Raw genomic sequence first — 15,960 nt, 5'->3', positions numbered from 1 at the left:
CGCATTAAGAAATCATGTACTGTCTGGTTGAAGGTATAAGCATTCTGATGCTGAATCAGTTGCACTTAGAGCTATTTAATACAATGACAATCATCTTATTCATGGCGACAATCCGAGATCGTGCAGTAGCCCTACAGCTTATCTAACTTTTCACGGTATGTGGAAAAAGAGCGAGCGTGTAGGGCATGGGGTGTAGTAACCTGCAAATTATTCTAAGGAAAAAAGAAAACAGGAATCTAACTAAAGAAAAAACAATGCAAAATCTCCCTTTTGAATTTAGCCACGGCGGATATATCAAGGAAGATACCGTGCAACAGAGAATTGCCTTACGTCCAACAACGACTCAGGCAATTGATGTGGAGACAGATTTCGATTACCTCTTCCCAGATATTGCCAAAGATCCAAACAGTCTACTTCCGGCAGACAACAACCAAGATGTTATTGACAAACTCAAAAAGCTAGGTGAGGCAATAATTGACAGACAAGACCCTGAGTCTGAAGATACTAACTCAACAATACCTCCAGTTTATACTTACTGGGGACAGTTTATCGACCATGATATTACTGCCAATACAGATCGGGCTGTCACAGACCTCAAAACCGATATTACCAAAGACGATTTCACGCCTCTGTCACCCGACTTCGTAACCGATAACCTCAAGAATTTGCGTCGCCCCACCTTCGATCTTGATAGTGTCTATGGTGATGGACCAACTCTAAACCCTAAAAACCCCACCGAAGCAAAAGACTTTTATCGAGAAGACGACCCGGTAAAACTGAAAGTTGGGCAAAATGCTGAACAAAATGCTAAAGGCGAGCCAGTTCCTGGAAGCAAAATTCCGCCAGTTGAGGATTTATCGCGCGACCTGCCACGCAATAACAAAATAGCTACGATCGGCGACAGTCGCAACGACGAAAATCTGATCGTGGCACAATTCCACACTGCTTTCCTACGTTTCCACAACGCAGTAGTGGACTGGGTGCGGAAGAACGAACCGAAGAATGCCCAAGACAATAAAAGACTATTTCTTCGGGCGCAGACTCTGGTTCGTTGGCACTACCAGTGGCTTGTCGTCAATGATTTCCTTAAAACCGTGACTGCAAGAGGGACAGTGGACAGCATCCTTCGTGATGGGCTGAAATTCTACCATCCCCGCAATGGAAATCTTTTCATGCCCCTAGAATTCTCCGTTGCAGCTTACCGTTTTGGACACAGTATGGTGCGTGCTGCTTATGATTACAACCGGAATTTTACAGACCAACCGGGAGCATTGACGGACGCAACGTTCTTTTTACTGTTTACCTTTACAGGAAAACGCGATCTAGGCGGGGGAGAGAATGGCCCTGGCCCATCCAATACTCTGCCTTTTAACTGGATTATTGAATGGGATCGCTTTGTTAACAAAGAAAGCGCTGCCAAAAGGCAGAGAAATTCTGCGCGGAAAATCGACACGCATCTTGCATTTCCTTTGTCAGACCTAATTAATGAAGGTAGCGGTGGAGAAGATCCTATTCAAAAACTTTTAAGGCACCTTGCTAAACGGAACCTACTACGTGGATATTTCCTCAGTATTCCCACCGGACAGAGCCTAGCTGACAAACTAGGTATCAAAAAATTGACAGTTGAGGAGCTTAAACAAGGCAATTCAGCAAACTTGAATGAAGCCCTTGAACCTTTTCTAGAAAAGACTCCAGCATGGTATTACATCCTTAAGGAATCCGAAGTTCGTGCAAAAGGCGACTCTCTGGGTGAAGTTGGTAGCCGCATTGTTGCTGAAACCATCATCGGCCTAATTAAGAATGATCCATCCTCATACTTCTACGAACGTGAGCCAGTCCATGACCATGGCCGTGAGCGCGACCGTGAGCGAGACCATAACCATGACCACGACCGTGAGCGCGATCATAATCGTGTTTGGAATCCCTCCAAAGGTGTCAAGCTCCCAAATGGTGGCGAAATTCGCGTGATTAATGATTTCCTGAAGTTTGCCGGAGTGCTGCCAGCATAGTCATCTTAGAGCTTGTCACAAAACAACCTTGACATTGATCATTGCTCCACTCCAAAGAGTGTGGGGTGTAGTAAGACTTGCTTCCGTTCTCTACACCCTACATCCTACCCCTAGTCTTGTAATAATCAATCTTGTGGTTAGGGATTAATTATAGCGATCGCTTCTCTACTGGATAAATTAACCATCACTTCTATTGTTGAAACTGCGGCTGCATATTTTTATGCAATTGTTGCAGGGGTGATGAGGGTGAAGGTTCCGCCGCGTCCGTGCCAAATCCTGAAAAATGGTCACATGAAGCAATAGTTGCGCGGTCAAATATGCGACCGGAGCGGATGCAGAAACTCACGCGTTGCGGCGAATTCGGGCGACAATCCAGGGTTTGACTTCTTGCAAGAGTGCTGGAATGATGATCCGACGAAAGCAGATTGTGATCAAGAAACTGCTGCCGAAGTTCCTACAGTGGGGTGGTGCTTGTGTGCATTGGGGGGCTTGCATATTTCAAAAGTCTGATACTTTTAGGAATCTTTAACTTCAGGCATCGTTAAAGAGTGAAACAGCAGTGTTATTTTGCTAAGTAACGAACTAAAGCAAAGACAGGCAGGTAAAGCGTGGATTTGGAGCAATTTACAACGCTGATTCATAAGCATGGCTTATCAGAGTATCAAGATGAGATTTTGGCAGGTGTGCGCCCTGCTGTCTTGTTGAGGCTTGGGCAAGTTGAACCAGGACATAAAGGGCAAAGCCGTGATGCGATGGAAACCCCAATCAAGCAAGTAGCGTCTTAATTATAATGACTACGACTATATAAAGAACGCAAAAGCGTGAAAGCCTGATTTTTACATGCAAAATTTTGATTTATCCTTGAGCATTTTTTCAAAGGCTGTCTGAAAGCTATGTAAAAGCTCAAATCTGAATAAACCCTTTAAATAAAGTACCCGACAAAGCAATGATGACTGGTTTTACCCAACTCAAACCCCAGTTCGTAACTCATTTAGGATTGCTATATCAAAAGTTTTATTTAATTTATTTGACTTGTCTGAATATTAATCAGCCGCTTCAGTACATTCTCAAAGTATGCCTTCTGGCAACAATCGTTAACAGTTTAGCTGTCAATGTTGTTGCTGCTGAAGTACAAACTTTTGGCCAAGATGGTAGACATGGTATAGATGGTCGGTCTGGACGAGATGGGAACTCTACATCAGATCAAATAATTCGCGCTAGCGAACAACTACAAACGATTGACCTCTCCGGTACAGATGGCGAAGCAGGAGAATCTGCTATTTCTGGTGAACAAGCTTCTGGATGTCAACAGCCGCAGAATGTGACAGTAAATGTATGCGGTGGTAATGGTGGTAATGGTGGTAATGGCGGTAATGGTGGTGATGGCGGTAATGGTGGTAATGCTACTGTTTACTTTGAGTCATTATCTCAACTCAAGAATGTGGTGTTACGTAATCGGGGTGGGAGGGCAGGTATTGCAGGAAAGGGCGGACAAGCAGGTAGTGGATGTAACTGTACTCAACCGCGCTGGACTGTAAACTATTGCACTTGGGCATTGATGGCGCAACAAACCAACGTAGCTAACGCCGAGTGGAAAGAAATTAAAAGAGAGTTATTTCGCTGTTCGGGTGATGCGTTTTATGACGAACAACAATATCAACCCCAGTTAGCAATTTTAGATCCAAACTACCGTTATGGCTGGAAATATATTGGTTTATCACAGCAAAGAGATTTTACTTGTGAGAATGGCTTTATTGGTCAAGCGGGACGCAACGGTATAGATGGGCAACTTGGTAGTTACGGTCAAGTATTGTTAGTCAAGGGTACAGAAATTCCTCAAGAACAGATTAGTTATAGCAATCGCGTTAGTATGTTAGTCGATCGAAGCATTGGGCTGATTAAGAAAAATTTATCGAACAAAACGGGTCTACGAAGTCTACTTGGTACTGGTTCGGATGTCCGAGATAGTTATCGTTTATTAGAAACCGTCCAAAGTTCTTTTAAAATGTCTTGGCAAACTGTTAAACGCCCACAAGATTTAGGAGATCCTCTGCTAAAAGCTGAAATTACTGAATCAGGGAAATTGCAATTTTATATTCCAGGCACATTAGAATATAAACTTAATAATTCGCAAAACCAAACCGAAATTGTGGTTACTGGAGGCATTCACCCTAAACGTTTAGGACGTTTTAAATTTAAAGGATTTGATCGCTTCCCCGATCCCCGCAATTTTACTCTTCTAGATGAAGGTAAGCTTTTGGGCGAGTTAAAAATGGTTAAATTGACAATTATTTTGTCTCAAAACAATTCTAAAGTCAGCGAGATATCTTACCCACTTGTTCCAAATCGATCCTATCCTCACTGGGCGGATGCTTATCAAATCAATTTGGGCGATCGCTTTGATTCTTGGCTTCAACCAGGGCAACCTGTTGAGTATGAAATTCGCATTGAACAAACTACCCGTGCCGGAGTCACTTATACATCTGGAATGAAAATTGGCTTTGTTGCGGGTAAGGTTACTCATTCTCCCAATATTCAATACTACTCAGGAACGGCACTAACAGATATATTAAAGCTGATAGATTAAACACTCTACAAAAGTTTCAAAATTCACGTCTGGGTTTAGTCATAATATGAAACTCGTTGATAACCAAACCCCGGGATGAGTTACGCAAGTAATTACAAACTTCTTAAACTGCAAGTGTTTCAGATTTTCTTACTGCCATTTGGATATCAATCGTGAAGCATTCTGATATCATGGCAAAATATGTGGTAAAAAACACCACATTAGTCACAAACTTTAATGCTGCGAATTCTGGTTAGCTAACAGCAGTAGCGAACGCTACTCTAGTTTTAACCAAAGCTTTTGAAAAGACGGGCGAAAAGCTGAGATAAGTTTATGAGTGAAAAGTTTAATCAAGGATATGCCGTTGTCATTGGTATAGGTGCCGATTTACCCGTTACGGTTGATGATGCGACTGCTATTGCTCATTTCTTGAATAATCCGGCTTGTTGCGCTTATCCCCATAATCAGGTGCGATTATTAACTGAAGACGCTGCTAACCGTGAGTCGATCTTGTCCTCCTTAGATTGGTTAGCGAACACTGCCGAACCCAATGCCACAGCAATTGTCTATTTTTCTGGTCACGGTTTGGAAACGCCCGACTACTATTTGATGCCGTTTGGTTACGATATCAAAAATTTGGAAAGCACGGCAATTTCTGGCCAGTTATTCAGTGAGAAGTTGCGTTCGATTCAGACGCGCCAGCTTTTGGTGCTGCTAGACTGTTGTCATGCTGGTGGACAAGCACAAATAAAAGGAGCTGTGAAGTCGCCATTGCCACCAACTACCATTGATGAACTGAAAAAACATAGTGGCAGAGTAATAATTGCCTCGTCACGTAAAGATGAAGTCTCTTGGACGGGAAATCCTTATAGCGTTTTTACAACAAGTGTCTTGGAGGCACTGGCAGGATATGGAGCTTTTGAGCAGGATGGTTTCGCACGAGTGTTAGATTTAGCACTCTGGGCAGGACGGAAGGTGCCGGAACGCACTAATGAAAAACAGCATCCTATCATCAAAGTCAGCAACTTAGAGGATAATTTTGCGATCGCCTGGTATGCGGGTGGAGCTAAAAAAGTACAACCGCTAGAGTGGATTAGCAGTCATTCTTTGGAAACGAGTAGCGTTAATGCTGCCCAGTTGGCTACATGGCAACGTATGCTAGTCAATTATCGAGAAAATTTGCTGCTTATAGAGGAACGCATGAGCGAGTATGTTGATTTTACTGCGATACCGTTGCAGCTGATCAAAAGTAAGCGCCAGTTGGAAGCAAAAATTACCGATTTGGAACAGAAGCTAGGCTTAACATCCTTTCCCTAACCATACATAAGCTATGAAAGATAGCATTGAGTCTGTACGTAAACAAATTACCGAAAATGAAAAAAATTTACGGCTAATCGAAGAACGAAAAGCAGAGTATGTTCAAGCAACTGATATTCCGTTACAAATTATTAAAGATGAGCGACGGCTTCAGCAGGAATATAACACTTTAAAGGAAAAATTAAGAGAATTAGAAAAGCATTCTCCAGCAATTTCTACGCCTTCCTCTCAAGTAAAAAGAACACCATATATTAGAGCATGGCAAGTTAGTATTGTGGGTTTAGTAGTGGGTGTGGGTGCAATTACTTTCGCGATCTTCAAACCTCCGCCAAATGGTAATGACAGACCACAACTAAACCCGACACTAAAACTAGGAGATGTTGTGCCACCAGAAGCAACTAAAATTGCTGTGGCTGTCATGTCTAATTGTCCAGAAGCACAGAATACACTAGTTAAAGAACTGCAAAAAGTATTTTTGAATAAAAAACCACAAATCTCTGTTGAAAAACTACAAAAAGAAGTTCAGGATACAACAACTGCACGTAGTCAGGGAGCAGAAATTAATGCTGAACTGGTGATTTGGGGGAGATGTTCGCAAAACACAAATTTTAGTGATGTTAACTTTGAAATACTTATAGCAAAAGGCACACCAGAAGTTTACGAACCTAAGTCACTTTTATTCCATAGTCCTAGTGAATCTCAAGTTCTAAATCTTGCTGAGGCTTTGGGTAAGTACTTACATCGAGATTATGCTGATGTCGCTAGTACTTTTGACGCAATAGCTGCGGGTTTTGCAAGTAATAGCAGCAGTAAGGCGTTACTACAGCTAATTCAAGGCAATAATTTACTTTTCACTCGTAAATATTCAGAAGCAATTGAAGTATATCAAAAAGCAATTAAAAATCAGCCCAATCAAGCAGGCTTATATCATAATCTTGGCGTTGCCTATTTGAATCAGGTATACAAAACATACGAACATAAAAGTGTTAGTCCAGCCGATTTTAAACCTGCAATTAAAACATTAAATAGAGCAATTCAACTTGAACCTAAATTTAAACTGTCTCATATATCTTTAGGAGAAATTTGGGTATGGCTAGGAAGTGTTAATCAAAATGTTCTTTATCTCCAAAATGCAGAAACCAGTTGTCAAAAGGCTAATAGTCCAGAGGTGCCTCAAAAAATACAAGCACAAGCAAAAGTCTGCCTTGCCACTATACAGATAGTGCGTTACAATTCCGAGCAGAATGGAAGTCTACAAAATGTAGATAAAATGGGGCTATTAAAGCTTAATACATCCTATTGGTCAATGCCCTTACTAACTCAGGGAACAGCCGATTATTTTCGATGGAGACAGGACATGAAGAGTGAGACTATAAGAAATATAGCTCAAAAGAACTTAAACGAAGCCCTTCACAAAATGGAAGATGACGTCAATCTTGAGAATTCGAGAGCTAGATATGAAGGAGCAAAGTCCTATCTTAATAAGCTTCAAAGTAATTAAATCGAAACCTCAATTTTGTTCCGCAAGTCCCTTTGGCAATTTATACTAAGGCGGATGATTTACACTTGGATAATACTGAATCCATCATGCTTGTGCCATATTTTATGCTCATGGAAAGCGGGCTGGCTATGATAATGAGTTCGCATTAATTCGATAGATAGGACATCCTCCCATTCATCTTTACTCAATTTCTCCCCTACTTCCTCTCGTCTTTTTCTGTCATCTCTAACGAATTTCAGTAGTTGTTCAAATGGACTAGTTCCAGGTGTAACTGCACCTATCGGCTTGGCGGTAAACTCATGATTACGGTCTGATGGGACTTCATCGAGCTTATCCGTCTTACACTGGTTTATGAGGTTTTCAATTTCGTTGATGTCTTCTTGTGTCCTGTTATTTCCCCAATAACCTACACTTTCTATTAGAGAGATATATTTGCTTTCGTCCGGAGATTTTACTGGAAACATTTTAGCATTAAGTATCCCGTTTACAATTGTCTCGATATCGTTCTTCATATCTGAAGCTGTTAGCAGAGGATTATGTTGCTGTGTTGAATTTTCAATTAGTGTACTCTCTTGCCAGTGAACATTCCAACGTTCTTTTAAGACATTAATCAGTTCTTCAAGCGTCTTTTTAAAGTTGTTATTCCCCTGTTTAGCCACAATATCTAACACTGCAAGCGAAATGAAAGGACGTAGCGCAGGCATGGGATGCTCACCATCGTTTTGAATTAAATCTTCTCTGGTACGAATATTTTCCCGAACCAAAAAGTCCTGTGCTTGTTTAGCATAGGATGGGCCGATTAAAAGCGTGCCGTAAATATCAGCAAATGTCTCTTCTGCCCAAAGCATCCAAATGTTAAACTTTTCAAATACCGACTCGATATTTACTTGTGTTTCAGTGGGATTATCTAACTTCACTTGAGGTAAGGGATTACTAAAAATCGCACTAGCAATTTCTTCCTTGAGAATCTGCATCCGTGTACGATATTTCTCTAAATCGCCAGTGTTCCAAAAGACATGATGCCCTAATTCATGAGCCATAGCTGATGGACCATCTTGTTCATAGCGATCAAATGGAACACCGAGTAAAGGATATATCTGGTAGGGGTAACGGGTAATATGAAATATTTTGTCAAAATAAATGATAGGCTCTTTTTCAACAAGATTTTGTGACCTCTCAAGCAATTGGTGTGCAAGTTGATCGGCATCTTTAAATCTCTCTTCATAAACGGGATTATAACGCTGATTTATCGCTTGGCTAAATGTATTCCACATAGAACGAGTATGTTCTAAAGCTATTGAAAGTACACGTTCATAGGCCATCTGTTTGTTAGAATATCTTGCTTTGATATTTTCCTTTACATCTTCATTTAGAAAATAGTTGTTATATTCTTGGAAGAAATGCAGAAATTCCTCTAGTGCAGATGGCATATTTTGATGTTGTTTTTGATTGTCTATCTTTGCCAAATTATCTTCAATCTGCTTTAAAAGGGCATTTAGCTGTTTTTTCAGTTCTTCTTCTCGAAGATATGGTAGTTCTGTTGGAATTTTCTCTAAAGCTATACCATATTCTAATTGTTTTGGTTCATTGTTTAAGGATATTTTACTTTCCATAGTTTTTTCTCCCAATACTAATAGAAAAGCACATTTAATAATTCCCACTCAGCAGGAATTTGAGGTTTTTAAAGCCAAGTGTTTCTTGATTAATACCATCATACTTAAACTGCTTGTAATTTTTAATATGTTCATAAAATAAAATATGAAGAAGTTGTAAGTAAGTAAGTAAGTAAATTAATTTATATAAACTGGTATATGGCAATCTTATCTAAGAGGATATTTGAAATAGTTTTGGATTCCCACTTGCTGGGGATACTAATTGAATGGAAATTTGATGTCTTCGAGTAGTTCAACTAGGTGAGGCGCTCGGTCAGCTATTCCCACTTGCTGGGGATACTAATTGAGAAGATAAGAAATGTTGGCAAAAAATCCAATTCGTTAGTGGCGAGTTCTGCTGGTCACAACTTTAAGGACAGTAACTATATTTGTGATAGCTATAGCTTTCCGTTATTGGCAAGTAAAAACACAGGGTTGGTGTGTCCGGTTTGCTCCAAATGGCACTCAAAAAGTTTTGTACGGTAACGACTGTTTGAAATAAATGTTTAGTGACAAGCTGTTTTACGTCTACGCTAATCAAACACAGGGGCAGGTAGAACAGGGTAATCCCACTTCGTTGTTAGTTGAAAATTCAGTTTCGGGTGTAGGAGTCAAAGCAGTTGATAAGGGTCAAAGTTCCGCCACACTTGTGCCAAATCCTGAAAAATGACCGCATGAGGCGATTATTGCTTTTGTCAAATATGCGACCGGATAATGCAGAAGATGTAGATCAAGATTTCCTTGCATTGATACTGCCAAGCGACCGATTATTTTCTGAAAACGGGGACGCATAATCTGCGACTCGCTCCCATCCCCACTTATAAGCAGTGTCAACTAGAATTTCTTTCCCGTTTCGGAACTTAATAAATTCCTGCCCGTGGTCGTAAAATATATCTGCAACCAGTTGATTACGCTCGTCGTAACCCCACTTATCGACTGCTGCCCTCCACCAGCGCTTTCCGGGGGAAAGCAATTGTTCAAGTTCTAAATACTCCGGTTTCCAGTACTTGGTGCGCCATTGATTTGCAAGTGCCTCGATTAGTATCGCAGTTGGGTAGATCGGCTTCAGGTTCTCTTCGAGCCAAAGCATATAAACAATCGCGCTCCTGAAAGCATCTTCTAAACCATAGCTTGCTGCTTCTAGAATGTCCTGGAGTTGCTCGTCATTAAAATTTACGCCGAGCGATCGTAGGGCTGGAGCGTACAAATCAAATAATTCTTGTTCTACTGAATCGGCAGACCAGAACCACATAAGAAAAAGAAAACTCCTGCTGGGTGGCTAAATAAAATTTAGCATTTAGCGTGGGAAGTGTTGATGTGGGGACAAGTGGTGATCGCTAATCAAACACCAGGGCAAGTAGAACAGGATCACTCTGCTATGTTGTTTCAAATTCAGCTTTAGGTGGAGAAATGAAAACGGTGAATGAGGGTGAAAGTTCTGCCGCACCTGTGCCAAATCCTGAGAAATGGTCGCATGAGGCGATTGTTGCAAGGGGAAATATGCCCCCGGAACGTATGCAGAAACTCAAATTGGCAGCGAATTCGGGGCAGAATCCGGGTTTTGACTTCTTGCATGAATGCTGGAATGATGATCCTGCTTTGCAAATTGTCGTTAAAAAACTATTGGCGAAGTTTCCGCAGTGGGGTATTGCGTGTGTTGATGGGGTATTGGTTGATTGGGAGAGGTAGCGCTATTGCCCAGTACAGCAATGCTTCATGCAATCGCTAGCTTTGAAACAGGCACTATGAACAACTAAGGGAATCAAGCCACCAAAGGTTCTATTTGTCGCTAAAGTCAGAGGCGGCACAGAGAAAATCTAATGTGATTGCTTGATTTGAGTGGGCAAAGCAGGAGAGGATTGTGATTGCAATGTCAGGTGAAGTCGTTTATACACTCTTGGGGAGAGGTTATGGAGTTGTAACAGATGATGCGGTGGTTTGGGGTTGGAGAGTAAATCTAGCAGAAAACTCAATTTAAATATTTATATTTGATAGTAGATAAATGTTTAATATCAAGTATCTTGCTGGAAAAAATTTTTAAATTAAGATATTTTTTTGTTAACTGTCCAAAAATTGTTCCTTAACTGTCTTAACTGTCCTTGTATTTTTCCTCTGTTATTGAGAATATTCAAGTCTAAACTCTTAATTAAAAAACCTAGAAAAATTAGTAAATAAAAAGAAAATTCATGTCTGACATTAAAAATATTGCTACATCTTGGATAATGAATTGGTTTTTTGGTTTTAACCAAACTCCTACAAACGAAGACAGTCTCATTTATATGAAAGCTGTTTTATGTTGCGCCAAAGGAGATGGAGTTCTTTCGCCAGAAGAAAAGAATTGGGCAATTGGATTCTGTGCATCTTGGGGAGTAGCAGATTCGGTAATCGAAGAACTAGAAACATATAAAGCAGATGAACCTATAGAAGAAGTAATTGCTCGTTCTCCTCAAGTATCGATAGCACAAAGAGATATACTTTTATCTGCAATTTGGGTTTCTGCTGCCGATAGAGGGTATCATCAAGAGGAAAAGGCAAAAATTCGGAAAATGGCTGCTATTTTAGGGGTAAAAGAAGACATAGTAGAACAGTTAGAGCAGCTACAAGAAGAAGAATCATCTCTGCGGCAACAACGCCTAAAGCTCTTATATCCTGATAAAAGTCCTTACTAACAATCTGGTGTTACTGATTAGATCAGAAATATTGGTGTAGCTATTCTTTTTAATTTGATATGCAAACAATCACTAATGGATCAACCAAGAAAGCTTGGGCTGGTGCGATCGCCGAGCCTGGAAAAGAATTTCCTCTTACACAACTGCCAATTCTTTCTGGCAAAATTCCCGATGGTTTACGTGGGACACTATACCGTAATAGCCCCGCACGGTTAGAACGTGGTGGTATGCGTAGCGTATGGGACACTGGTTTGATGGAAATGGAGCAATTCTTGCTGTTCGTTTTACCGATGCAGGAGCTACCGCAGTTTACCGTTACGTGCAAACTACTGGCTACAAACAAGAAGCCACAGCAGCTAAACTGCTCTACGGTAATTATGGTATGACTGCACCAGGAGCTTTTTGGAATCAATTGCTCAGACCAGTGAAAAACGCCGCTAATACTTCGGTGATAGCACTTTCAGATAAGCTTCTAGCATTGTGGGAGGCTGGTAAACCCTACGCATTGGATTTGCAAACTTTAGAAACTTGGGGCGAAGATGACTTAGGAGGGTTAACTAAAGGATTAGCTTATTCCGCACACTATAAGCGCGATGGAAAAACAGGAGAGATTTTTAACTTTGGTATCACCCCAGGATTAAATGCCAAACTACACATTTATAAAAGTGATGCTACTGGCAAAATTATTCAAAAAGCAGTATATTCTCTTGATGGAATACCAATAGTGCATGATTTCGCTTTAGCCGGGCAATATCTAGTGTTTTGTATTCCTCCAGTACGGCTAAATTTTTTGCCTGTATTGCTAGGAACAAACTACAGCGATGCTCTAGAGTGGCGACCTCAAATAGGAACTCAAATTTTAGTTTTTGATCGCCAGACATTATCTCTAGTAAGTCGTAGTGAAGCTGAAGCTTGGTTTCAGTGGCATTTTGTCAACGCTTATCAAGATACTAGTGGTTCACTGATTGTAGATATCGCTCGTTACGAAGACTTTCAAGTAAACCAATATTTTAAGGAAGTACCAACAGGGCAAACTCATATCCCTGCTCAAAGTTCACTAACAAGAATACATATTCAGCCCCAAACTGGCAATGTGACGACCATTGAGCGAATTGTAGACCGACATTGTGAGCTACCAACTGTACCACAGCAAAATGTAGGACAGCCCTCAAGGTATACATATTTTTCCTCATTTCGAGAAGGAATAGATATCGGTCAAGAATTATTAAACGCGATTGCCCGCTTCGATCACCAAACTGAAACCCTTGTAGAAGCCAACTTGAAAGAAAATCTCTATAATTCTGAACCACTACCTGTATCAGATGCCCAAAACTCTGAGCAAACTTGGGTTTTAAGCGTGATATATGATGGCAATTCTCATAGTAGTGAAGTTTGGGTATTTGATAGCGATTGCTTAAACGAAGAACCCGTCTGTAAACTGGGATTACCGAGTGTCATTCCTCCTGGTTTCCACGGCACTTGGAAGTCTGCATAAATAAAATTTCTCTTATTTTCGAGTTCTGTATAAAATACTTTCTAGCTCTTTTGCACACTTATCATACTCCGGGTATTGGTAATCGGTAATAGTTAATAGGAATTCAGTATGAGCTATTAGCTAGTAAGAAAAGTTTTATATTTTCAATAACTGAAAATTCAAAATCATCGCTACAATTTCAAACATTATGCAGAATATTACTTTATTTAAAATTACTGGAAAAGTTTATGAAGCCGAAAGTGGTAATGGTATTCCTAACTTAATTATTGAAGCCTTTGATAAAGATATTTTTAAAAGTGATAACTTAGGGCAAGTAAAAACTGATAGTAATGGAATTTTTGAAATTACTTACTCTCAAGCAGATTTTCAAAGTAAATATGAGATATGGGAAAGCAACCCCGATTTATATATTGTCGTCAAAACTCCTAATCTGAACAAAATCTTGTACAGCACCGAAAATAACATTCGCAACAATGCCAAAAAAAATGAGCATTTTGATATTCCAATTCCCAAAGCTACTTTACTTGCAACTAAGCAAAAGCTGCCAAAAGATAATAAGCAGTTATTAAAACTTCTTATCGGTATTGCCTGGATTGATGGAGAACTCGAACTAGGAGAACAAGAATTTTTACAATCTATGGCAAATGAGAAAGGGTTAGCTGATGATCCAGAAATTAAATCCTTATTATCGCCAGATTTTCCAGTACAACCGGAAGAATGTTATGGCTGGTTACAAGCTTATTTAAAAGATAATAGTTCAGACAAAGATTTTCAGGAATTGTATCAAGTCCTGAACGCGTTGCTGTACAGTGATGGTGAATTAGATAGCCAGGAAAAGGAACTTTTGGCAGAGCTTGTCAACGCAAAAGTAGAGAATATCCCAAGTTACCAACTGACTCTACAGCGCCGATTTATGAGCATGATGCTTAATAGCAAATTTCTGGCAAGCGTAGTTCAGATGGAGCAATCATCTGTTGTTAATCAAACAGCTTTAGTTTCTGGGTACTATACTCGTGTTCCCTACCAAGTTTTAAGCCGTTTTAGCGTTAACGAAAATAACAAAGCAATTAATTACGAATTATCAAAGCTATATTTAACTGATAATTTCGCACCAATACACCAAGAAATATTTGCTGAAAATTTAGCAGTTATTGGCAAATTACCTGAAGAATTAGAAGGAACATTTCTGCGTAACGGGCCGAACCCCCAATTTAAATCACTTGGGCTGTATCATTGGTTTGATGGGGATGGAATGCTTCATGCAGTAACTATTAACAATGGTCGTGCCAGTTATCGTAATCGTTATATTCGCACACAAGGGTTTGAGTTAGAACAAAGTCTAGGTAGAGCAGTTTGGCCAGGGTTGCTAAATCTTCCTCGGTTTGATGCTCCATACGGGTTGATGATGAAAAATCCTGCCAATACATCCTGTGTGTGGCATAACGGACAGTTACTAGCTCTGTGGGAAGCAGGCGCACCTTATATTATCCAGCTTCCAGATTTAGAAACCCTTGGGGTACAAACTTTTAACAACAAACTCGCTTCTACCTTCACTGCACATCCAAAAGTAGATCCGGTAACAGGTGAAATGATGTTTTATGGTTTTGCACCTATCGCTCCACCTTATTTAGAATACAGTGTTGTTTCCGCAGATGGTGAACTAAAGCAAACTGTACCTATTGACCTACCAGTGCCAGTGATGATACATGATTTCGCCATCACTGAAAATTATACGATTTTTTTAGATATGCCCCTGTTATTTAAACCAATGCAATCAATAACAGGTCAGTTACCAATTAAATTTGAGCCAGAATGCAAAAGCCGTATTGGTATCTTACCTCGCTACGGAGATAACAGAACAATTCGTTGGTTTGAAGTTCCAAGTTGCATGGTTATTCACACTGCCAACGCTTATGAAAATGGGAACGAGGTTGTACTCATAGCCTGCCGTATGGACTACTTCAACTTATTAATTCCTTCTTATAGTGATAGTGGTGAAATCACAAATTTTGATTTGGAAACTCTCAAATTATTTTGCTGGCGAATTAACTTGGTAACGGGTGTAGTCAAACAAGAGGTTTTAGATGATGTTCCTTCAGAATTTCCTCAAATTAACAACCAATTTCTCGGTCGCAAAAATCGTTATATTTATACTTCACGAGTAGCACCATACATGAAACCAAAACCTCTATTTGATGGTTTAATCAAATACGACTTAGGAACTAATAACTCCCAGATACACGAATTTGGACGAGGACGCTTTGGTGGTGATACTACCTTTGTATCTCGTCCAGGTGCAACTGCTGAAGACGATGGTTGGTTGCTAACAATGGTCTGGGATACGGTAGCCAAGCAGTCTGAGTTACTGATTATTGATGCCCAAAACTTCACATCTGAACCGATAGCGCGGGTAATTATGCCACAGCGCGTTCCTTACGGTTTTCATGCTTCCTGGATTTCTTCTGTTGCAATGGCTTAACTGACAAGCCTGCTAGCCCCCAGCGCTGAAAAGTGGTCGCATGAGGCGATTGTTGCTTTTGTCAAATATGCGACCGAAGCGGATGCAGAAACTCAAACTTGCGGCGAATTCGGGGCAGAATCCGGGGTTTGACTTTTTGCAGGAATGCTGGAATGATGACCCTGCTTTGCAGATTGTGATCAAGAAGTTGCTGGCGAAGTTTCCGCAGTGGGGGATTGCAGTTGTTGATGGGGTGTTGATTGAGCGGGAGGAGTAGCGCGATCACTGACTTT

The 15,960-nt window shown here is 40.4% G+C and carries 13 protein-coding genes and 1 pseudogene; 11 read left to right on the top strand and 3 right to left on the bottom strand.

What is annotated here, in order from left to right:
• Window positions 1-254: 254 nt before the first annotated feature.
• Window positions 255-2,009, top strand: a complete 1,755-nt coding sequence (locus G1O98_RS20290; RefSeq protein ID WP_163931032.1) for a heme peroxidase family protein — start codon at window positions 255-257, stop codon at window positions 2,007-2,009.
• Between the two features lie 342 nt (window positions 2,010-2,351).
• Here G1O98_RS20290 and G1O98_RS20285 read toward each other — a convergent pair whose 3' ends face one another.
• Window positions 2,352-2,504 (bottom strand): hypothetical protein, encoded by a 153-nt coding sequence (locus tag G1O98_RS20285; RefSeq protein WP_163931029.1) that lies wholly within the window; start codon window positions 2,502-2,504, stop codon window positions 2,352-2,354.
• Between the two features lie 113 nt (window positions 2,505-2,617).
• On the opposite strand from G1O98_RS20285, the gene G1O98_RS20280 reads away from it, so the two are divergent.
• From G1O98_RS20280 to G1O98_RS20265, 4 genes are all read left to right on the top strand, one after another.
• Window positions 2,618-2,794 (top strand): hypothetical protein, encoded by a 177-nt coding sequence (locus G1O98_RS20280; RefSeq protein ID WP_163931027.1) that lies wholly within the window; start codon window positions 2,618-2,620, stop codon window positions 2,792-2,794.
• A 161-nt stretch (window positions 2,795-2,955) separates the two neighbouring features.
• Complete coding sequence (locus G1O98_RS20275; protein ID WP_163931025.1) at window positions 2,956-4,596, top strand: hypothetical protein; 1,641 nt, start codon at window positions 2,956-2,958, stop codon at window positions 4,594-4,596.
• Between the two features lie 312 nt (window positions 4,597-4,908).
• A complete protein-coding gene (locus tag G1O98_RS20270) occupies window positions 4,909-5,892 on the top strand; it encodes a caspase family protein (RefSeq protein ID WP_163931023.1) in 984 nt (327 codons plus the stop codon).
• 13 nt (window positions 5,893-5,905) lie between these two features.
• Entirely contained in the window at window positions 5,906-7,393 is a 1,488-nt protein-coding gene (locus tag G1O98_RS20265) for a tetratricopeptide repeat protein (protein WP_163931021.1), read from the top strand.
• 59 nt (window positions 7,394-7,452) lie between these two features.
• On the opposite strand, the gene G1O98_RS20260 is transcribed toward G1O98_RS20265, so the two are convergent.
• On the bottom strand, window positions 7,453-9,006 hold the full coding sequence (locus G1O98_RS20260) for a hypothetical protein (RefSeq protein WP_163931019.1): 1,554 nt from the start codon (window positions 9,004-9,006) through the stop codon (window positions 7,453-7,455).
• A 541-nt stretch (window positions 9,007-9,547) separates the two neighbouring features.
• Here G1O98_RS20260 and G1O98_RS20255 point away from each other — a divergent pair.
• Window positions 9,548-9,715 (top strand): hypothetical protein, encoded by a 168-nt coding sequence (locus G1O98_RS20255; protein ID WP_163931011.1) that lies wholly within the window; start codon window positions 9,548-9,550, stop codon window positions 9,713-9,715.
• Window positions 9,716-9,775: 60 nt separating this feature from the next.
• On the opposite strand, the gene G1O98_RS20250 is transcribed toward G1O98_RS20255, so the two are convergent.
• Entirely contained in the window at window positions 9,776-10,297 is a 522-nt protein-coding gene (locus tag G1O98_RS20250) for a hypothetical protein (RefSeq protein WP_163931017.1), read from the bottom strand.
• A 158-nt stretch (window positions 10,298-10,455) separates the two neighbouring features.
• Here G1O98_RS20250 and G1O98_RS20245 point away from each other — a divergent pair, with 158 nt between their 5' ends.
• The 5 genes and pseudogenes from G1O98_RS20245 (at window position 10,456) to G1O98_RS20225 (ending at window position 15,944) form a co-directional block, all read left to right on the top strand.
• Window positions 10,456-10,734: a hypothetical protein gene (locus G1O98_RS20245; protein ID WP_243458491.1), complete on the top strand. Its 279-nt coding sequence runs from the start codon at window positions 10,456-10,458 to the stop codon at window positions 10,732-10,734.
• Window positions 10,735-11,231: 497 nt separating this feature from the next.
• A complete protein-coding gene (locus tag G1O98_RS20240) occupies window positions 11,232-11,714 on the top strand; it encodes a TerB family tellurite resistance protein (RefSeq protein ID WP_163931015.1) in 483 nt (160 codons plus the stop codon).
• A 59-nt stretch (window positions 11,715-11,773) separates the two neighbouring features.
• Window positions 11,774-13,209 (top strand): annotated as a pseudogene (locus G1O98_RS20235) (carotenoid oxygenase family protein).
• A 187-nt stretch (window positions 13,210-13,396) separates the two neighbouring features.
• On the top strand, window positions 13,397-15,688 hold the full coding sequence (locus G1O98_RS41150; protein ID WP_163931013.1) for a carotenoid oxygenase family protein: 2,292 nt from the start codon (window positions 13,397-13,399) through the stop codon (window positions 15,686-15,688).
• 40 nt (window positions 15,689-15,728) lie between these two features.
• Window positions 15,729-15,944 carry a hypothetical protein gene (locus G1O98_RS20225; RefSeq protein ID WP_243458490.1) on the top strand — a complete coding sequence of 72 codons (216 nt, stop codon included), beginning with the start codon at window positions 15,729-15,731 and terminating at the stop codon, window positions 15,942-15,944.
• Window positions 15,945-15,960: the final 16 nt, after the last annotated feature.

Source organism: Nostoc sp. UIC 10630 (assembly GCF_010747425.1).
Taxonomy (GTDB): domain Bacteria; phylum Cyanobacteriota; class Cyanobacteriia; order Cyanobacteriales; family Nostocaceae; genus Nostoc.
The sequence above is the reverse complement of the archived record's forward strand: the minus strand, read 5'-3'. Positions and strand labels throughout refer to the sequence as shown.